15 protein-coding genes are annotated in these 19,089 nt (G+C 74.2%); 7 read left to right on the top strand and 8 right to left on the bottom strand.

Annotated elements, in window-relative coordinates; all coding sequences use genetic code 11:
- Positions 1–160: 160 nt before the first annotated feature.
- The 5 genes from IPL61_11800 to IPL61_11780 all read right to left on the bottom strand — a co-directional run bounded on the left by IPL61_11800 (position 161) and on the right by IPL61_11780 (position 6,959).
- Positions 161–1,621 (bottom strand): hypothetical protein, encoded by a 1,461-nt coding sequence (locus IPL61_11800; protein ID MBK9031991.1) that lies wholly within the window; start codon positions 1,619–1,621, stop codon positions 161–163.
- A gap of 46 nt (positions 1,622–1,667) precedes the next feature.
- Positions 1,668–2,963: an insulinase family protein gene (locus IPL61_11795; protein MBK9031990.1), complete on the bottom strand. Its 1,296-nt coding sequence runs from the start codon at positions 2,961–2,963 to the stop codon at positions 1,668–1,670.
- Positions 2,960–4,369, bottom strand: a complete 1,410-nt coding sequence (locus IPL61_11790) for an insulinase family protein (GenBank protein MBK9031989.1) — start codon at positions 4,367–4,369, stop codon at positions 2,960–2,962. Before IPL61_11790 ends, IPL61_11795 begins: the two co-directional genes overlap by 4 nt.
- A gap of 68 nt (positions 4,370–4,437) precedes the next feature.
- Positions 4,438–5,526 (bottom strand): saccharopine dehydrogenase NADP-binding domain-containing protein, encoded by a 1,089-nt coding sequence (locus IPL61_11785; GenBank protein MBK9031988.1) that lies wholly within the window; start codon positions 5,524–5,526, stop codon positions 4,438–4,440.
- Positions 5,523–6,959: a hypothetical protein gene (locus tag IPL61_11780; protein MBK9031987.1), complete on the bottom strand. Its 1,437-nt coding sequence runs from the start codon at positions 6,957–6,959 to the stop codon at positions 5,523–5,525. Before IPL61_11780 ends, IPL61_11785 begins: the two co-directional genes overlap by 4 nt.
- 42 nt (positions 6,960–7,001) lie before the next feature.
- On the opposite strand from IPL61_11780, the gene IPL61_11775 reads away from it, so the two are divergent.
- Positions 7,002–8,309 (top strand): hypothetical protein, encoded by a 1,308-nt coding sequence (locus IPL61_11775; GenBank protein ID MBK9031986.1) that lies wholly within the window; start codon positions 7,002–7,004, stop codon positions 8,307–8,309.
- A gap of 115 nt (positions 8,310–8,424) precedes the next feature.
- Positions 8,425–9,150, top strand: a complete 726-nt coding sequence (locus IPL61_11770; GenBank protein ID MBK9031985.1) for an FHA domain-containing protein — start codon at positions 8,425–8,427, stop codon at positions 9,148–9,150.
- Positions 9,151–9,727: 577 nt separating this feature from the next.
- On the opposite strand, the gene IPL61_11765 is transcribed toward IPL61_11770, so the two are convergent.
- The gene (locus IPL61_11765) at positions 9,728–12,448 is read right to left on the bottom strand and encodes a tetratricopeptide repeat protein (protein ID MBK9031984.1); all 2,721 of its coding nucleotides are present in this window, start codon (positions 12,446–12,448) and stop codon (positions 9,728–9,730) included.
- 233 nt (positions 12,449–12,681) lie between these two features.
- Between IPL61_11765 and IPL61_11760 the strand changes: the two genes are divergently transcribed.
- The 3 genes from IPL61_11760 to IPL61_11750 are packed head-to-tail and all read left to right on the top strand — an operon-like array spanning position 12,682 to position 15,451.
- Positions 12,682–13,626, top strand: a complete 945-nt coding sequence (locus IPL61_11760) for a D-glycerate dehydrogenase (protein ID MBK9031983.1) — start codon at positions 12,682–12,684, stop codon at positions 13,624–13,626.
- Positions 13,623–15,197: a hypothetical protein gene (locus tag IPL61_11755; GenBank protein ID MBK9031982.1), complete on the top strand. Its 1,575-nt coding sequence runs from the start codon at positions 13,623–13,625 to the stop codon at positions 15,195–15,197. Before IPL61_11760 ends, IPL61_11755 begins: the two co-directional genes overlap by 4 nt.
- Complete coding sequence (locus IPL61_11750) at positions 15,194–15,451, top strand: hypothetical protein (protein ID MBK9031981.1); 258 nt, start codon at positions 15,194–15,196, stop codon at positions 15,449–15,451. The genes IPL61_11755 and IPL61_11750 overlap by 4 nt, the downstream gene beginning before the upstream one ends.
- Before the next feature lie 395 nt (positions 15,452–15,846).
- Here IPL61_11750 and apaG read toward each other — a convergent pair whose 3' ends face one another.
- Both apaG and IPL61_11740 read right to left on the bottom strand, forming a co-directional pair.
- Entirely contained in the window at positions 15,847–16,263 is a 417-nt protein-coding gene (gene apaG, locus IPL61_11745; protein MBK9031980.1) for a Co2+/Mg2+ efflux protein ApaG, read from the bottom strand.
- A 208-nt stretch (positions 16,264–16,471) separates the two neighbouring features.
- A complete protein-coding gene (locus IPL61_11740) occupies positions 16,472–17,770 on the bottom strand; it encodes a citrate synthase (protein MBK9031979.1) in 1,299 nt (432 codons plus the stop codon).
- Positions 17,771–17,866: 96 nt separating this feature from the next.
- Between IPL61_11740 and IPL61_11735 the strand changes: the two genes are divergently transcribed.
- Both IPL61_11735 and IPL61_11730 read left to right on the top strand, forming a co-directional pair.
- Positions 17,867–18,148: a GIY-YIG nuclease family protein gene (locus IPL61_11735; protein MBK9031978.1), complete on the top strand. Its 282-nt coding sequence runs from the start codon at positions 17,867–17,869 to the stop codon at positions 18,146–18,148.
- Entirely contained in the window at positions 18,145–19,083 is a 939-nt protein-coding gene (locus tag IPL61_11730; protein ID MBK9031977.1) for a hypothetical protein, read from the top strand. Before IPL61_11735 ends, IPL61_11730 begins: the two co-directional genes overlap by 4 nt.
- Positions 19,084–19,089 lie beyond the last annotated feature (6 nt).

The raw sequence follows: 19,089 nt of genomic DNA, 5'->3' as shown, positions 1-19,089 counted from the left end.
GTCTTTGATCGGCCTTCGATAGGCCCATGCATGGGCGCATATATATGCGCACCGAGGGCGCTCGTCAGGGCGTAGCGCAGGTGCCGGCCTGATCCGGGCGAGACCGCGGTCGCCGGAGGCCCCTGCACCTGCCTGGGTTCGGCGGCGAACCCGCTGAAGGTCAGGTGCCGCAGCGCGAGGCCTGATCGAGCGTGCGCGCGTCGAGCACGCACTGGCGGTCCTTGTCCGGCCAGTCCTCCTTGGCGCACTGGGCCAGGAACTGCTCGAGGAACGCCGGGAGGTTGGCCTTGATCTCGTCGATGGCCTGCGTCTGCGCCTCGGCCGAGAGCTCGCCGAGCTGTTGCTCGGCCTCGGTGGCGATCAGCTCGACCGCCTTCTCGGCGACCCGCTCGCAGGTGATCGCGTGGCCGCCGCGCGCGGGCGGCGCCGCGATCGGGTCGTCGGCGCCGTCGTCGTCGCCGTCGTCGGCGGTCGGGACGGTGGGGACCTGCGTGTCGGGCGTGGTCTCGGCCACCGGCACCGACGGCGTGTAGTCGATCTCCTCGGCGGCGTCGTTGGTCAGGTGCGGCTGCAGGAGCTTCTCCCAGCTGCGCTGGGTCTTGCCGTACTCCTCCTGGCAGCGCTGGGCGCGGGCCTCGGGCAGGTTGCCCGACGCCACGAACCCGGCGTACTTCTTCGGATCGGAGCCGTAGATCAGGCACATGATGTTGTAGAAGCGCTGGCCCTCGAACGCGTGCTCGTCCCAGAACGGCGTCTCGTTGCCGGACTTCTGCTGCAGCTGGAACCAGTACGCGCCCGACAGCGCCATGCCGACGCCGTCGTCGCCGGCGGCCATCAGGATCAACGTCGCGAGCTGATCGACCGCGTCCTCCTCGCGCCCGACCGCGGGCAGGTCGAGCTGGTGGATCAGCGCGTGGCCGCTCTCGTGATAGAAGCTGAAGATCGTCGCGCCGATGACCGCCTGGCCGAGCTGGTCGTCGTTCTGCGCGGTGGGCTTGAACACGTCGACGAAGTAGCTGAGCAGCTCGTAGCAGACGATGATGCGGCCGTTGTTGGGATCGTAGTAGGCGTTGATCGCGCCGCAGTCGACGAGCTGGATGTCGATCGTGCGCGGCAGCCGGACGGTCTTGTTGAGGCCCTCGGCGACGGCCTCGAAGATGTGGTTGTGCGAGAGCACCTGGCGGAACTGCTCGTGGGTGGGGTTCTTCGACGGCGCGTACGCCACGCGAAACCCGGTCTGCTGGACCCCGGCGAAGCCGCGCACGGCCAGGGTCGGCAGCCCGTCCTTGGTGATGCCGGCCGGGTCGATCGGCGCGGCCAGCGCGGCGACGGGGGACGGCGCGGCGGCGTCGGGGGCGGGCGCCGGGGCGGTGAGCTTGGCCAGCTTGTCGCCGGCGGCCGCGCCGAAGCTCGACGCCATGGGCGGCGGCGCGGTGTCGGCGCCCTTGGGCTTGGCGGTGAGATCGCCGGGGGCCGCGGTCGAGCCGGCCGAGCCGGCCGAGCTGGCCGAGCCGGCGGCCCACGGATCCGCGGGGGGCTGCGGCTTGTCCTTCTTCTTGCACGCGCCGGTCAGCGCGAGGGCGATCACTGCAGCGGTCAGGACCAGCGGCGTTCGGGCCATGGCCCCCATCGTATCGCGGGCGGGCCCGGCCGTGGGGCCGGCGATCTCAGTACGCGTCGAACTCGACCTCGCGCGGCGCGCCGATGGCCGCGGCGACCAGGCCCGCGCGGGCGGTCGCGGCGGTCGTGACGGCGACCGTGACCAGGCGCTCGGGGTGCAGGTGGCGACGGGCGGCGGCGCGGACCTCGTCGACCGAGAGCTGCGCGACCCGGGCCGGCAGCTCGGCGGTGTAGCCGACCGGCAGGCCGAACAGCGCGTCGCGCATCGCGAGCTGCATGCGCTGGCGCGCGGTCGCGAGGTGGAACGGCAGCGAGCCGACCAGGTACGAGCGCGCGAGGGCGAGCTCGGCCTCGGTCAGGCCGTCCTCGGCCAGGGCCGCGAACAGATCGTGGGTGAGGCGGCAGGCCGGGCCGGCGACGTCGATCCCGGTGGCCATCCACAGCTCGAACCAGTGCGGCTGACGCGAGCGCCGCAGCGCGCAGCCGGCGCCGTAGCTCCAGCCGCGCTTGACGCGGATCTCTTGCATGAGCCGGGCGGAGAACATGCCGCCGAAGCCGGTCTCGAGCGCGAGCATCGCCGCGGTGTCGTCGTCGCCGAACCGCGGGCCGAGGTGGCCGAAGCGCAGCTGGGCCTGGGTGCGATCGGCCTTGTCGACGACGATCAGGCGCGGCTCCCGGCCGCCGGTGCCGGCGGTGAACGCGATCGGCGTCGGCGCCGGCTGGGCCGGCAGCCCGGCGACCAGCTGGGCCGCGATGCGCTGGGCGGTGACGCCATCGACGTCGCCGGCGATGCCGATGATCAGGTTGGCCGCGACCACCTCGCGCCGCCACAGCGCCTGGGCCGCGGCGCGACCGAGCGCGGCCAGCGACGCCTCGGTGCCGAGCGCGGTCCGGGCGTAGGGGTGGCCGGGACAGACCTCGTGATCGAACCAGCGGGTCGCGAGCGCGCCGTCGTCGTCGCGGACCTCGTCGAGCACCTGCGGGGTCTCGCGCATCAGGCGCGCGTGCTCGTCGTCGGCGAACCGCGGCGCGGCCAGCACGTCGGCCATCAGCGCGACGACCGGCTCGAGGTTGCGGGTCAGGCACAGCGCCGACAGCGTCACCGCGTCGCGCCCGATCGAGACCTCGATCGCGGCGCCGAGGCTGTCGAGGGCGTCGTCGAAGGCCGCGCGATCGCGCGCGCCGGCGCCGCGCCGGGCCAGGAGCGCGGCGTGGCGGTGCAGGCCCTCGAGGCCGACCGGATCGGCCGAGGCGCCGCCCGCGATCGCGACGTCGATCCAGACCAGCGGCGCGTCGCTGGCGGCGGCGGTCACGACCCGGGTGCCGGCGATGGCGTCGATCACGCGGCACCGCCATCGTCGTCGTGGCCGTCGTCGTCATCGCCGCGATCGTCGTCGTCGCCGAGGTCGTCGTCACCGTCGCCGTCGTCGTCGCCGTCGCCGTCGTCGTCGCCGTCGCCGTCGGGCTCCGCGATCACGACCGTGCGGGCGGTCGGCACCAGGTACGTCCGGATCACGCGGGTCACGTCGTCGAGCGTGACCGCCGCCAGGCGCTCGCCGAGCTCGGCCAGCGACCGGAAGTCACCGAGCGCGGTCTCGTGGTGGCCGAGGGCCTCGGCCTTGCCGTCGGCGTCGACCAGCTGGGCCCAGAAGTCGGTCTCGGTGAGGTTCTTCGCCTTGGCCAGCTCGGCGGCGGTGACGCCCTCGGCCGCGACCTCGGCCAGGACCAGGTCGAGCTCGGCGATCGCCTCGGCGGCGCGGTGCCCGCGGGTGCAGGTCATCGCGACCCGGTACAGCGATGGATCGCGGAACGGCGTCAGCTGGATGTCGACGGTCGAGACCAGCTCGCGCTCGATCACCAGCCGGCGGTGCAGCCGCGCCGACGGGCTGCCGGCCAGCAGCGTCGTCGTCAGCTCGAGCGGCGCCCAGTCGGGGTGGGCCTGGCCAACCGCGCGCCAGCCCAGGAGCACGCGATCGCTGGCGATCGGTCGCGGCGCGATCTTCTGGCGCGCCTCGGTCGGCGGCGGCTCGACGACCTCGCGCGCTGGCGGCAGCGCGGCCGGCGCGAGCTGGCCGTAGGCGGCCTCGATCCGGGTCAGGAGGTCGTGCTCGTCGACGGCGCCGACCACGACCAGGGTGGCGTTGTTGGGCGCGTACCAGGTCCGGTAGAACGCGCGGATGTCATCGACGGTGACCGCGCGGATGTCGGCCATCCAGCCGATCGTCGGCCAGCGGTACGGGTGGACGTCGAAGGCGGTGGCCATCAGCTGCTCGTCGAGCCAGCCGTCGACGTCGTCCTCGACCCGCTCGCGGCGCTCGTTGGTGACGACGTCGCGCTCGGGCTCGATCGTCGCGGGCTCGAGCACCAGCCGGTGCATGCGATCGCTCTCGAGCTCGATCGCCAGCGGCAGCTCGTGGGCCGGGAGGCTCAGCCGGTAGTGGGTCCAGTCGACCCAGGTGGCGGCGTTCGACTCGCCGCCGGTGGCCTCGACCACGCGGTCGAACTCGCCGGGCCCGAGCCGCTCGGTCTGGCTGAACATCAGGTGCTCGAACAGGTGCGCGAGGCCGGTCTTGCCGGGCTCCTCGTGGCGCGAGCCGACGCGGAACCAGGTCTGGTACGACACGATCGGCGCGCTCGGGTCGACCGCGCACACCACGCCGAGGCCGTTGCCGAGCCGCCAGCGGCGCACCGCGAGCCGGCCGATCGTGCCTTCGGCCTCGAGGGTCACGCCAGCCGGAACCGATGCCATCGCACGGTTCTACCAGGGTCCGGCAGGTTCGCATCGCCCGCGCGCGAGAATCGAGCGGCGCGCGCGCGTCACGGCCCGACGCGGGTGATCACGAGATCGGGCGTGGCGCCGAGCGCGCGCTCGCCGGCGAGCAGCTGGCTGGGCGTCAGCACGCCGCCGCCATCGAGCGCGCCGGTCGCGAGCGCGTGGGCGAGCCGGCTGACGATCGCGGCCGAGGTCGCGTAGACGTCGGCGCCGCTCACCGCGACCGTCGCCTGGGCGTCGCCGCGCCGGGCCCGCGCGACCACGGCGAACCGCGCCGCGGCGTCGGCGGCGTCGGCGGGCGCGCGCCCGGGATCGATCAGCGCCTCGACGGTCGCGGCCGCGCCCGGCAGCCAGCGCAAGAGCGGCGCCGCGGCGCCGATCGCGCGATCGAGCCAGGGCGCGCCGGTCGGCGCGACGAACGTGTCGAGCTGCCGGACCGCCCACCGCCGCGGCACGGTCACGGCCTCGGTCGTCGCCAGCGCGCGGGCGCGGCGTGCCCCCAGCTCGCCGAAATCGATCGTGCGGCCGCGGCTGGTGGGGTCGATCTGATCCCAGCGGCCGCGCCGCCACGCCAGCGCCGGCCCCGCCAGCGTCGCTACCAGCGACCGGGCCATGCCGGTGGCGAACCGCGCGCCGTCGAACGCGTACGCGATCTCGATCTCGTCGAGGGGCGCGTCGTCGTCGGGCGCCGCCGGCAGCGCGCCGGCGGCGGCGTCGGCGGCCCAGTCGCCGAGCGCGCCGAGCGTGCCGAGGCCGCTGACGACGCACCGCGCGCGGCGGCGGGCCTCGGACTCGTGCTCCTCGTAGAGCGTCCGCACGAACCCGGGCTCGATCGCGAGATCGAGGTAGTGGGCGTCGGCCGCCAGCGCCGCGGCCGCGACCGCGGCGCCGACCCGACCGTAGGGCCCGGCCGCGCTGACGACGCAGGTCGCGTCGGCGAACGCCCGCGCCAGCGCCGCCGGATCGTGGATCGGCGCCGCGCACACGTCGGCCGGCACCAGCCCCAGCTCGTCGGCGACGCCGAGCAGCCGCACGCGATCGCGCCCGGCGAGCCGGACCTCGGCGCCGCGATCGACCAGCGCCGCGGCGATGCGGTGACCGATGGCCCCGCTGGCGCCGTAGATCACGATCACGGCAGCACGAACCCGAGCGCGAGCCGGAGCGTGTGGGTCTGGCGGCTGTAGTCGCCGGCGGCGGTGGTCGTGCCGTAGCCGGCGCGCACGGTCGCGCACGCCGGCAGGTCGTAGTCGTAGTCGGCCTCGGCGCACGCGATCCGGTCGAGCGGATCGAACGCGCTGGCGCCGGTCGAGGTCGGCAGCTGCAGATCGACGCGGTACCCGAGCTGCAGCGTCCACCGCGCGAGCCGGACCTGCAGGCCCGCGGCGGCGGTGACCTGGCGGCCCCACGGCGCCCGCGGCGACAGGTGATCGGCGCTGACCGCGCCGGTGTCGAGGCCGAGCCGGGCGCCGGCCCGCCAGGTCTGACCGCGATCGAGCTGCTCGACGCCGGCCTGGATCGCGACCGCGTCGGTGAGGCCCGACGGCCGCAGCGTCAGCTCGGGCACGTCGGTGCCCGCGAGATCGGCGCCGAAGACGCGCACGTCGACCGGATCGACCCGGGCCAGGCGGCGCCACCGCAGCTCGCCGGTGACCTCCCAGGTGCGCGTGAGCGGGCCGCGCCCGCCGAACCGGATGACCTCAGGCAGGTGCTGGTACACGACCGCGTCGCCGCGGAGCGTGCCGCCGCCGTCGCGCGGGGCCCGCACGATCGTCACGTCGCCGGTCATCGTGAAGCGGCCGAGCTGCCACGGGCGCTCGGCCGCCAGCCCCAGCCAGATGCCGCCGGGCAGCTTCGCCAGGACGCCGACCGTGTACATGAGGTTGTCGGTGGTCGGCAGCGACGAGGGCTCGACGTCGATGCGCCACAGCTCCCGCGCCGCCGGGTCGCCGAGCCCGCACGGGGCGCCGCCGCAGTCGCTGCCGAGGCCTCGGGTCGGATCGCGGCCGGCGTCGAGCGCGGTGTCGCGCGCGAACGCGAGCACGTGGTGACGATCGGCGAGCGTGCCGGCCAGGCCGAGGTACAGGCGGCTGGTGATGCTGAAGCCGCCGGCCAGGGTCGCCCAGTCGATCCGCCGCGTGCGGCTGCCGCGGGTGTGGTAGCCGACCGCCGGGTCGTCGATGGTCTCGTCGGGCGGGCGCACCGACGCCAGCACCGCGACCATGCGCCGCGGCGACGCGACCGCGAACCCGGCGGTGACGCCGCCGCCGAAGACCGCGTCGGTGAGGCTGGGCCCCGCGCCGACGGCGCCGGTGTCCGGATCGATCGTCCGCTGATCGACCTTGACGCGCTCGTAGCTGCCGGTCGCGATCGTGAACACATGCACGCCCGGCACCAGCCGCAAGAGCGCCGCCGGGTTGGTCGTGGCGTTGGCCGGATCGGCGCCGGTGACGCCGGCGAACACCGCGCCGTCGGTGGCGGGATCGTCGGCCGGCGACGCGCGGACCGGGCCCGCCGCGGACGCCAGGGCCGCGACGACCGCGACGGCAGTGCAGGGCGATCGGCGCACCGCGGCACGGTAGCACCGTCTCTGCCTGGTATGCTGACGCCCGTGCCGAAGTCCGTCGCGATCATCTTCGTCGTCCTGGCCCTGACGCTGGGCGCGGCGTGCGAGAAGACCAACCACGCCAGCATCGACAAGTGGCTCACCTCGAAGAAGGGGCTGAGCAAGCTGAAGTCGACGATGAAGAACGGCTCGATCGATCCGGATCTGTCGGCCCACGCGGCCGAGAACCTGTACAAGCGCGGCAACGATCAGGACGCCAAGGCGATGTTCGACGCGATGGCGCCGGCCCGGCGCGATCAGGTGCTGGCCAAGCTGGCGCCGCGGCTGTGGGCGATCGCGCGGATCGAGGGCGAGATGGCGCAGCCGACCTCGCTCCAGGAGATCGGCAAGGACGCCTTGTTCGAGCTGCGGCCGCTGGCCGACGACGAGACCCGGGCGGTCATCGACGGCTACCTGACCGACTGGCTGACCGGCGGCTACTACGAGGGCCGCGCGGCCACCGGGCGCTTCCGCGGCGCGGCGATCATGCGGGCGCTCGGGCCCAAGGCCGGCGAGCGCTTGATCGCGGTCGCGAACCGGGTCATCGCCGCGCCCGACAAGGACGGGCGCCGCCCCAAGATCGGCGATCAGCTGCTGCTGGGGCTGGCGGCGTCGGGCTCGCCCGACGCGGTCAAGCTGGTGGTCGAGATCGCCGTGATGGACCGGGGCGACTCGACCCTGACCGAGCGCGCGATCAACGCGCTCTACCAGGTCTACATCGATCCGGCGGGGCTGTTCCCGGTGGGGGCGCCGGCGGCGCTGGCGACCAGCCTCGATCGCCTGGGCGCGATCGCGCGCGACGACAACCAGTCGGCCCGGATCGCGAACGACGCGGTCGAGCTGATCCGCGCCGCCGGGCTGCCGGGCTGCCTCGACCCGCTGCTGGCGATGGTCAACCAGGCCCACCGCGATCCGCGGTTCCGCTGGGTCGGCGCAAATAACGCCATCCGGTGCGGTGGCGCCAAGGCGTTGACCGAGGTCGCCGGCTCGCTGTCGACCCGCGACGGCTACCAGAAGGAGATCCTGATGGGCGCGGTGGTGACGCCCCTGGCCCAGCTCGGGGATCGCGACGGCCTGATCGCGGCGGCGCAGGCGCTGACGACCAGCTCGAACTGGGTCGCGCGATGGATCGGGATCGAGGCGCTGGCGAGCCTGGGCGGCAAGGCCGAGGTCGAGCGGATCGCGGCGCTGGGCGGTGACAAGGCCAAGCTGCTGGGCTACTGGGGCGACCAGTCGGACCTCCCCAAGAAGGAGCAGAAGCCGCTACCGACCCTGGGCCAGCGCGCGACCGAGCTCGCCGCGACGCTGCGCTAAAGGCGCGTCGAAATAGAGCGCCCGGCGCGGACAAGTAGTATTGTTTTTTTGCCCTCCCGGGGGGGGCAGCCCGATCGAGCGGTTGTCGATCAAGTCACGCAGGAGCTTCGCGCGGATGGACCAGAGCAAGAAGACGATGCGCCACTTCTACTGCCGCGACGTCCTGTGGGAGACGTTCGAGCAGATGGCGAACGACTTCGACTGCTCGATCGACTACTTGATCAACGAGTCGATGCGGTACTACGCCCGCTCGAAGAACTACCCGGCCCAGGGCGCGCCCGGCGCGTCGTCGAGCGGTCAGCAGCCGATGGCGCCCGCGGGGCCGCCGAGCCGACGCCCCCAGCCCGGGACCCAGCCGCCGGGGCCGATGGCCCAGCCCCCGACCGCGTCGAGCCCGCGCCGCCCGGCGCCGCCGACCCCGGCCGGCCACATGGGCGGCGGCGGGATGCCGCACGGCGGCCGACCGGGACCGACGTCGAACTACGGCGCCGCCGCCCAGCCGGCGCCCGCGCCGGCGCCCGCGCCGGCGCCGCCCCCGATGATGAGCCCGGCCGGCTCGACGCTGTTCCTGATGTTCAACGGCCAGCGCTACCCGGTCGCCAAGGACCAGTTCATCATCGGCCGCGGGTCCAAGACCAGCGACCTGGCGATCAAGGACGGCAACATCTCGCGCAAGCACGCCGCGGTGATCCGCCGTAACGGCACGTTCTATATCAAGGACCTCGGGTCGACCAACGGCATCGACTACAAGGGCATGCGCATCGACAACAAGCGCATCGACGAGGGCGACGTGTTCCACCTGTGCGACTACGAGCTGCGGTTCACGTACCGCGGCGAGTAGCGCAGAGGGTGTGAGCGGCGGGGGAGGCGCCGGCGCCGGATCCACGTCTGGCTCCGGCTCTGGATCCACGTCTGGTTCCGGTTCTTCCGGATCCGCGTCCGGTTCCGGCTCCGGCTCCGGCTCCGCGTCCGGCTCCGCGTCCGGCTCCGCGTCCGGCTCCGGCTCCGGCTCCGCGTCCGGCTCCGGCTCCGCGTCCGGCTCCGCGTCCGGCTCCGCGTCCGGCTCCGGCTCCGCGTCCGGCTCCGGCTCCGCGTCCGGCTCCGGCTCCGCGTCCGGCTCCGGCTCCGGCTCCGGCTCCGGCTCCGCGTCCGGCTCCGGCTCCGCGTCCGGCTCCGGCTCCGCGTCCGGCTCCGGCTCCGCGTGCGGCTCCGGCTCCGCGTCCGGCTCCGGCTCCGCGTCCGGCTCCGCGTCCGGCTCCGGTCCGCGTCCGGCTCCGCGCCGGGTCCGGTTCCGGTTCCGCGTCCGGCTCCGCGTCCGGCTCCGGCTCCGCGTCCGGCTCCGGCTCCGCGTGCGGCTCCGGCTCCGCGTCCGGCTCCGGCTCCGCGTGCGGCTCCGGCTCCGCGTCCGGCTCCGCCGCTCAGACACCCTGAAGCTGCTGCTGGACCTTCTCGCCGCGGCGCATGCCGAGCCGCGCGTAGATCGCGAGCGCCTCGCGCAGCAGATCCTTGCCGGCGTCGGGCTCGCCGTTCTCGATCTTGTAGCGGCCGTAGAGCTCGAGGCCGCGCGCGGTTGCGCCGTCGTGGCCGATGCCGCGCAGCACCGCGAGCCCGCGCCGGAAGTAGGCCTCCGCGGGCGGCTCGCCGGGCGCGTCCATGATCTCCGTGCGCTCGGCGTCGTACAGGCTGGTCGACAGGACCAGGCCGATGGTCAGCAGGGCCTGGCCCTCGAGCTCCTTGAGCCCGGCGGTGGTGGCGACGGCCAGCGCGCGCTCGGCGAAGTCCCGGGCCTTGCCGATCGCGCCGAGCTGGTTCTCGAGCACGGCCAGGTTGCGGCAGCACTCGCTCTCGAGCTGGAGGTCCTCGAGATCCTCGACGATCTCGAGCGCGTCCTCGAGTCGGCTGCGCGCCTCCTCGAGCTTGTTCTCCTCGATCGCGACCTCGCCCAGGTTGGTGAGCACCATCGCCGCCATCGGCAGCGAGCCGATGGCCTCGGCCTCGGCCAGCGCCTCGGTCCAGCCGGCGCGCGCGTCGGCGTGATCGCCGAGCGTGTAGTGGAGCACCGCGAGGTTGTTGAGCGACACCACCGCGCCCCAGCGATCGCCGGCGGCGCGGCGCAGCTCGAGCGCCTCGCGGTGGCAGTTGAACGCGGCCTCGTGCTCACCGCGGGCCTGCTGCACGACGCCGAGGTTCGACAGCGACGCGGCGATCGAGCGCTTGTCGCCGCCCTTGCCGCGGCGGACCAGGGCCTCGGTGATCTTGGCGAACGCCTCGTCGTAGCGGCCCAGGAGGTTGAGCGCCTTGCCGACGTCGTCGAGCGAGCCGGCGATGCCGCGGGCGTCGCCGGCGGCGCGGAACAGCTCGGCGCCGCGCTCGAGGTACTCGAGGCTGAGCTTGAGGTCGCCCTTGCGGCGCCAGACCCGGCCCATCTTGTTGAACGCGACCGCGGCCTTGGCCTTCGACGCGCCGACCCACGACAGCCGCAGCATGCGCTCGAACGCGCCCAGCGCCGCCTCGAAGTCGCCGATGTGCTCGTAGACCGACCCGAGGTCGTGCCAGAGGTGGATGCGCGCCGCGTGGTCGGTGTCGCCGACGCACACCAGCGCGCGATCGTAGAGGCGGATCGCGCGATCGTTGTCGTAGGCGCCGCGGGCGGCCTCGGCGGCGCGGCGGTAGCGGCCGGCGGCCTCGCGCAGCTCGCCGGCCTGCTCGAGGTGCCGCGCGACGTGCTCCTGCGCCGCCGGGCCGCGGCCCTCGGGCCGCAGCTCGAGCCACTGCGCGGCCAGCCGGTGGTACTGGCGGCGGCGGGCGTCGTCGACGCCGCCGCTGACCAGCTGGTGGAGGATCGGGTACGCGAACCGCAGCTCGCGCTCGCCCGACATCGTCGGCGGATCCGACTCGAGCAGCCACTCGTGCTCGACCAGCTTGGTCAACGCCGCGGCGACCGTGGTGCGCGAGTGATCGCCCGACGACGCGATCTGGGCGAGGGTGGGGCCGTCGGGGTCGTCGATGCGCAGGGTCTCGCCGCGCTCGAGCGCGAGCACCGCGTCCATCCAGCAGACCTCGCCGACGGTCGCGGCCATCTCGAGCACGCGCCGGTGGACCGGCGCCATGACCGCGAGCCGCGCCATCACCAGCTGCTCGTACGTGCGCGGCAGCTGGGTCTCGGCCAGGCGCACGGCGTCGAGCCGCCAGCTCGCGCCGGGGCCGCGCGCGATGCACTCGCACTCGAGCAGCAGGCGCACCAGCTCTTGCAAGGCCCGCGGCGAGCCGCCGAGCGAGCGCGCGTGGGCCAGCAGGCGATCCGGCACCGCGCCGAGCGGCCGGAGCAGCTCGCGCAGGAGATCGTCGGAGTCGGCGGCGCCGAGCGCGCCCAGATCGATGCGCTCGGGCGCGAACTCGCCGGCGCCGAAGCCCGGGTGGAGATCGTACAGCGACGCTTGCGCGGTCGTGAGCATCAGCACCGGCTCGGACTGCAGGCCGGCGGCGAGGTAGTTCACGAGGTTGATCGTCTCGGCGCCGCACAGCTCGAGGTTCTCGAGCACCAGCACCAGCGGCCGGCGCTCGGCGTCGGCGGCGAGGAAGCGGCGCAGGGCCAGGAACGTGCGGGTCTCGAGCTGCTGCGGCGACTCGAGCAGCGGCGTCACGACCGGGCTGTCGTCGAACGGCACCCGCATCATGTGCGCCAGCAGGTGCGCGACCTCGGTGACCCGGGCCGGCTGCAGGATGTCGGCGACGCCGGCGATGACCCGCTCGCGGGCCTCGACGATCATCGTGCCGGGGGCGATGCCGAACCGCTGCGCGAGCAGCCGCGCGACCGCGTGGAACGGACCGGCGCCGTCCTCGGCGGCGCCGACCAGCACGCGCACGTCGGGCACCTTCGCGCGCGCGACCCGCGCCAGCTCGCTGACCAGCCGGCTCTTGCCGATGCCGGGCTGGCCGATCACCACGGCGAAGCCGAGGGTCCGCTCGGCGATCGTCGCCGTGAACAGCCGCTCGAGCGCGGTCAGGGCGTCCTTGCGCCCGGTGAAGCGGCTGCGGAGGTCGTAGACCGCCGGGATCGCCTGGGTCAGCTCCTCTTCGCCGTCGCCGAAGAGATCGCCGTCGATCTCCGGGGTCGGCCCGGTCTCGGCGCTCGCCACCGGATCAGCGTACCACGCAGTGACCGGCACCGAGCCGGCGGGTTTGGGATTGGTCCGCGGTTCCATAGATCGTCCAGTGCTCCTCCCCCCGGGCGAGAGCGCCTGGAGAAGCGGGCGGAAGCTAAGGTGGGACAGTGTAGTTGTCAATCGCCTTTTCTGGGTGCGATCCGCGGTGTCGACCCTTGCGGCGCCGGGCCACTCGCGGCATCCCCGAGGGCGTGGCGCGCATCGTGATGACCTCGCGGCTGCCGGAGGGCGCGCCGTCCTGGCGCGGCTGGATCGCCGAGCACGCGCTGCGCGAGCCCGCGGACGAGGCCTGGCCGCGGGCGCGCTGGCTGGCCGAGGTGGCAGACGCCGAGGCGCTGGTGTGCCTGCTCGGCGATCGGATCGACCGCGAGGTCCTGGCGGCGGCCCCGCGCCTGCGGGTCGTCGCGAACTACGCGGTCGGCTACGACAACGTCGACGTCGCGGCGGCCGCGGCGGCCGGCGTGGTCGTGACCAACACGCCCGACGTCCTGACCGAGGCCACGGCCGACTTCACCTGGGCGCTGATCCTGGCCACCGCGCGCCGGCTGGGGGAGGGCGAGCGGCTGGTGCGCGCCGAGCAGTGGACGGGCTGGTCGCCGGACTTCTTGCTCGGCACCGAGCTGGGCGGCCGCACGCTCGGGCTGATCGGCCTGGGGCGCATCGGTCGGGCCGTGGCGCGGCGCGCGCGCGGGTTCGGGATGGCGGTGGTGGCGGCCGACAGCCGGCCCGGGCGGCGCGGCGCCGACGCCGACGGCGTGCGCTGGGTCGACCTCGACGAGCTCTACGCCTGCGCCGACGTCGTGTCGCTGCACTGCCCGTTGACGCCGGCCACCCGGGGGCTGATCGACGCCGCGGCGCTGGCGCGGATGCGGCCGGGCGCGCTGCTGATCAACACCGCGCGCGGCGGCTGCGTCGACGAGGCCGCGCTGGCCGACGCGCTCGTCGCCGGGCGCCTGGGCGGCGCCGGCCTGGACGTGTTCGCGGCCGAGCCGGCGATCGACCCGCGGCTGCGCGCGGCGCCGCGGACCGTCTTGGCGCCGCACCTGGGATCCGCTACGACTACGGCACGCGTGCGCATGGCCGAGCTCTGTATCTCCGCGGTCGCTGACGTCCTGGCCGGGCGCGTGCCGCCCAACCGGGTGGCAACGTGAGCGCTCCGCACGTGCTCATCGTGACCTCGTCGGCGGCGGACCCGGCGATCGTGGTGCCGGTGCTGGCGGCGTGCGAGGCGGCGGGCATGCGCGTGCGCGCGATCGATCTCGGCGCGGTCGGCGGCCACTGGCTGCCCGATCGGTTCCGGCGCGCGCTCCTCGGCGAGAGCGCCGAGCGCCGGCTGCGCAAGGAGATGGACTCCAACCCGCCCGACGTCGCGGTCGCGTTCGATCCGCTGGCGACCGCCGCGCTGACCTTGGCCCGCGACGCGGTGGCCAACCCGGCGCCGGTGGTCGGCGTGGTCGGCGAGCTCGAGCCGGCCCGGGGCTGGGGCGAGACCAACGCCGATCGCGTGTGCGCGATCGACGATCACGCGGCGGTGGCGCTGGCCGACGGCGGCGTCGAGGGCGATCGCGTGCTCGTGGTCGGCGCGATCGGCGAGCGCGCGTTCGCCGAGGCCGGCGCCGAGGGCCGCGCAGGCCTGGCCCAGCGCTTCGGCCTGGCCACGCGCGCCGTCGTCGTCGAGGTGGCCGGCCTCGGGGCCGAGGCCACCGGGGCGCTGGCGCTGCAGCTGTCCCTGGCCGACGTCAGCGAGGGCCTGACGTTCCTGTTCGACGCCGCGGGCGACGTCGAGGCGGCCGCCGTGCTGCGGCGGCAGGTGCCGGTCTTGGGCCTGCGCGCCAAGCTGTTCGGCAGCACCGCCGACGCCGCCCGGACCTGGCGCGTCGGCGACGTGATCGTGGCCCGGCCGTCGACGCGGGCGCTGGCGCGGGCGGCGCTGGTCGGCGCGCGGCTGGTGGCCCTGGTCGACGACGGCGTCGCCAACGCCGAGAGCCTGGCCCGCGCGCTCGAGCTGCGCGGCGCCGGCGTCGGCGCCAAGGGCACGCTGCTCGTGTCGTCGGCGATCGAGGCCGCGCTGGCCGCGCCGGGGCTGGCGCCGCGGCCCGACGGCGCGCTCGCCGTGGCCGAGGTGATCTGGGCGGTCGGCGTCGACAAGCGCGCGGTGATCGAGGAGGGCCGGGCCGAGGCCCGCGCCGCGACTCACGAGCGGCTGCGCTCGACGACGACCGCGGCCACGGCCGCCGCCCGGGCCGCGGCGATGCCCGGCGAGCTCGAGGATCTCGGCGGGGACAGCGCGCCGCCGCCGCCACCGCCGCCGCCGATCGCCGACGTCGACGCCGTGCGCGCCGAGGCCACCGCGCGCAAGGCCGAGCTGGTGCGGTCGGTCGAGGCCGCCCGCCGCACCGCCGACGCCGCGATCGCCAGCGGCGACACCGCTCGGGCCGAGCGCGAGCGCACCGGCATGCACCGGCTGCTCAGCGAGCTGGCGGCGCTCGATCAGGAGCTGGCCGCGCTCGACGCCGCGGCGGTCGCCGCGCGCGCCGCCGCCGCCAACGTCGGGACCGCGCCGCCGCCACCGCCCCCGCGGCAACGCCCGGCCGCGCCGCCGGTCGATCCCCTCGCCGACCTGCGGCGCAAGGCCGCGGGCGCGTCGCGCGCGGCGTCGGTGTCGGTCGACGATGAGCTGGCCGCGCTCAAGCGCCGCATGGCAGACTCGAAGAAGAAGTGAAGGCTCGCGTGCTGATCTCGATGATGGTGCTCGCCCTCGCGGCGTGCTCGTCGTCGTCGTCGCCCAAGGCTCGCAAGCGCACCTGGCGGGTCGAGCCGACCCACAAGCCGGCGGCGACCACGCCGCCCGCGCCCAAGCACAAGAGCCACGAGCACCCGCACGGCAGCCATCCCCACGGCAGCAGCCCGCACCACCATCACCCGCACCCGCACCCGCACCTCGACGGCCCGTACGGCCACCACCACCCGTACTAGGGCCGGGATCGGACTCGGGATCGGACTCGGGATCGGACTCGGGATCGGACTCGGGATCGGACTCGGGATCGGAAACCGGGATCGGAGTCGGGATCGGAGTCGGGATCGGACTCCGGGATCGGAGTCGGGATCGGACTCGGGATCGGAGTCCGGGATCGGACTCGGGATCGGAGCCGGAACCGGAGCCGGAGCCGGAGCCGGAGCCGGAGCCGGAGCCGGAGCCGGAGCCGGAGCCGGAGCCGGCTCCGGAGTCGGAGCCGGAACCGGAGTCGGAGCCGGGCTGGACCACCGTCTGGGGCGCCGCGATCGCCAGCGAGATGAAGGTCCTCGCCGAGCAGTTCAACGCCGGCGGCCGGCGCCGCGTCGCGCGCGAGCGCCTGTCGTTCGACCCGCGATCAGTTCATGACGGCGGCCGAACGGGTCGGCGCCACCAGCGAGAACGCCGCGATCTCGGCGTCGAACCCGTCGCCGTCGTCGCGCACCATCTGGTAGGTGCCGTGCATCGTGCCGATCGGCGTCTTGAGCACGCAGCCCGACGTGTACTGGAACTGCTCGCCCGGCTCGAGCCGCGGCTGCTCGCCGACCACGCCGTCGCCGCGCACCTCCTCGATCCCGCCGCGCCCGTCGGTGATCACCCAGTGGCGGGTGCGGAGCTGGGCGGGGACCGCGCCGCGGTTGGCGATCGCGACGGTGTACGCGAACACGTAGCGGTGATGATCCGGCGCCGACTGCTCGGGCAGGTAGCGCGAGCGCACCGTGACTTCGATGCCCTCGGTGGTCGCGGTGGAGGTGGCCTGAGCCGTCGCCAGCATGGCGGGGACCATGCCGTGCCGGCCGTCGGTGCGCAAGCCGCTCGCCGGGCCCAACCGTCCTACGACGACGCCGGCGCCGCGCAGGTGGCGAACAGCCCCGCGGTGTGGGCCGGATCGATGTTCAGCGTGTGCGCGACCAAAAATGGGTCGAGCCTCCAGGGGCGCTGGAGGCTCGATGGCCGCGGGGGCGGACGCGCCGCCGGGCGGCTCAGCGCTTGTCGATCGGCACGAAGTTGCGGACGGTCTCGCCGGTGTAGATCTGGCGCGGGCGGCCGATCTTGGTGCCCGGATCGTCGACCATCTCCTTCCAGTGCGCGAGCCAGCCGGGGATGCGGCCGAGCGCGAACATCACGGTGAACATCGGCGTCGGGATGCCGATCGCGCGGTAGAGGATGCCCGAGTAGAAGTCGACGTTCGGGTAGAGCTTCTTGCCGATGAAGTAGTCGTCCGACAGCGCGACCTCCTCGAGGCCCTTGGCCATGTCGAGCATCGGGTCGTCGACGCCGAGGTGGTTGAGCACCTCGTCGGTCATCTTCTTGAGGATCTTGGCGCGCGGGTCGTAGTTCTTGTAGACGCGGTGACCGAAGCCCATCAGGCGCTGGTTGGACTTCTTGTCCTTCACCTCCGCGATGAACTTCTTGTAGTCGCCCTGGAACGGCCCGTTCGGGTCCCGGATGGTCTCGAGCATCTCGATGACCGCCTGGTTGGCGCCGCCGTGGAGCGGGCCCCACAACGCCAATATTCCGGCGGCGACCGCGGCGTAGACGTTGGCGTCGGAGCTGCCGACCATGCGGACCGTCGAGGTCGAGCAGTTCTGCTCGTGGTCGGCGTGGAGGATCAGCAGCTGGTTGAGCGCCTTGACGATGATCGGGTCGGGCTCGTACGGCTCGGCCGGCACCGCGAACATCATGTGCAGGAAGTTCGCGCAGTACGACAGCGCGTTGCGCGGGTACATGATCGGCTGGCCGATCGTCTTCTTGTACGAGAACGCCGCGATGGTCCGCACCTTCGACAGGATGCGGGTCAGGTGCAGGTCCATCGGCGCGGTGCGGTCGAGGCAGTCGGGGTAGTACGCCGACAGCGAGGTGACCATCGCCGACAGCACCGCCATCGGGTGGCTGCCCGGCGGGAAGCCCTCGAAGAAGTGGCGCATGCCCTCGTGGATCATCGAGTGGCGCGTCAGCTTGACCGAGAAGTCCTCGAGCTCCTTCGTGGTCGGCAGCTGGCCGTTGATGAGGAGGTAGGCGGTCTCGACGAAGGTCGACTTCTCGGCCAGCTCCTCGATCGGGTAGCCGCGGTAGCGCAGGATGCCCTTCTCGCCGTCGAGGTAGGTGATGGCGCTCGTGGTCGCGCCGGTGTTCATGTACCCGCTGTCGAGGGTGACGTACCCGGTTTGCTGGCGGAGGGCGCGGATATCCACCGCCGGTTCCGCTTCGGAGCCGATGACGACGGGCAGCGTGTGCTCCGCGCCGTCGGGAAGGGTGAGTTTGGCAGTCTTTCCGGACATGCAGGTACTCCCTCGATCGTGTGTTGGTCGGATGCCGCACCGCGGCGGTTCGACGCCGGGACCGTAGCAGATCTCGACCGCGCGCCTCGTCGCGCGATGGTGCAAAATTGCCGCGGCGTGTGGTTCGTGTACGTCCTGGTCTCTGGCCGCGGCCGCACCTATGTCGGCATCACAACCGACGTGGGGCGACGCTTGCGCCAGCACAACGGCGAGCTGGCCGGCGGCGCTCGGGCGACCCGGGCTCACCGGCCGTGGCACGTCGGCCGGCTGCTAGGGCCGATCGCCAGCCGTGGCGGCGCCCAGGTCGTCGAGGCCCGCGTCAAGCGGCGCCGTGGGGCGCTGCGCCTGGCGCCACATCCGCTAGAATTGGAGACGTGACGAGCAAGACCGACACCGCGCTGGTGCTCGCGACCGACGCACCGCCGTGGCGGGTCTCGCGATCGCTGGCCGACGCCAAGCCCGGCGAGGTGCTCCTGCTCGACGATCAGGGCCAGGTCATGGGCGCGCCGGCGATGCGCCGCCAGCAGGCGGTGGCCTGGGCGGCGGTCGGCGGCGTGGCCGGCATCGGCGTGGCGGCGATGGCGGTCGCGTCGGGCCCCATCTTCGGCGTCATCGCCGGGAGCGTGTTCGCCGCGGTGATGTGGCGGCAGAGCCGGACCTGGCGCCGCGCCCGGGGCGCCCTGGTGCTGGCCTCGGCCGGCCGCCGTGACGAGGCCCTGGCCGCGGTCGAGGCGATCGAGCGCGGGCGCGTCGCCGAGCCGCTGCGCCCGTTCCTGGCCTACCTGCGCGGCAAGCTCGAGTGGCAGCGCGGGCAGTTCGACGCGGCGCTCGCGCTCTACGATCGCGCGATGGGCGCGGTCACGCCGCGGCGGCGGCGCGCGATGTACTGGGTGTGCGCCTTCGACCGCACGCAGCTCCTGGCCGTGATGGGCCGCCTGCCCGCGGCCCGGACCGCCCGCGGCGAGCTGGGCAACGCGCCGACCGGCGACTACTTCGCGCTCGAGCTGGCGCTGACCGACCTGGTCCTGGCGTTCTGCGCCGACGATCCCACCGAGCTGCCCGCCGACGAGGAGCTCTACGACTGGGCCAAGGTCGCGCTCGGCTGCAGCCGCTTCGGCACCAACCTGGTGCTCCTGGCCTGGGCGCTGGGGCGGCGCGGCGATCGCGACATGGAGATCTTGCTCCTGCGCGAGGCCGCGCCCCGGCTCGCCACCGAGTTCCTCGGCGACAGCTTCCCCGCCCTCAACACGTACTACGCCGATCGCCGGGTCGAGCTCGGCGCCGACCGGCCCAGCGACGACGACGACCTGTAGCGCTCG

This window comes from Myxococcales bacterium (assembly GCA_016717005.1).
Taxonomy (GTDB): Bacteria; Myxococcota_A; Polyangia; order Haliangiales; family Haliangiaceae; genus UBA2376.
The sequence above is the reverse complement of the archived record's forward strand: the minus strand, read 5'-3'. Positions and strand labels throughout refer to the sequence as shown.

What these genes read in the sequence shown, in the direction of transcription:
- IPL61_11760 (MBK9031983.1), top strand. Translation starts at nt 12,682, where the DNA reads ATGACCTCGCGGCTGCCGGAGGGCGCGCCGTCCTGGCGCGGCTGGATC.
- IPL61_11770 (MBK9031985.1), top strand. Translation starts at nt 8,425, where the DNA reads ATGGACCAGAGCAAGAAGACGATGCGCCACTTCTACTGCCGCGACGTC.
- IPL61_11800 (MBK9031991.1), bottom strand. Translation starts at nt 1,621, where the DNA reads ATGGCCCGAACGCCGCTGGTCCTGACCGCTGCAGTGATCGCCCTCGCG.
- IPL61_11735 (MBK9031978.1), top strand. Translation starts at nt 17,867, where the DNA reads ATGGTGCAAAATTGCCGCGGCGTGTGGTTCGTGTACGTCCTGGTCTCT.
- apaG (MBK9031980.1), bottom strand. Translation starts at nt 16,263, where the DNA reads ATGCTGGCGACGGCTCAGGCCACCTCCACCGCGACCACCGAGGGCATC.
- IPL61_11740 (MBK9031979.1), bottom strand. Translation starts at nt 17,770, where the DNA reads ATGTCCGGAAAGACTGCCAAACTCACCCTTCCCGACGGCGCGGAGCAC.
- IPL61_11790 (MBK9031989.1), bottom strand. Translation starts at nt 4,369, where the DNA reads ATGGCATCGGTTCCGGCTGGCGTGACCCTCGAGGCCGAAGGCACGATC.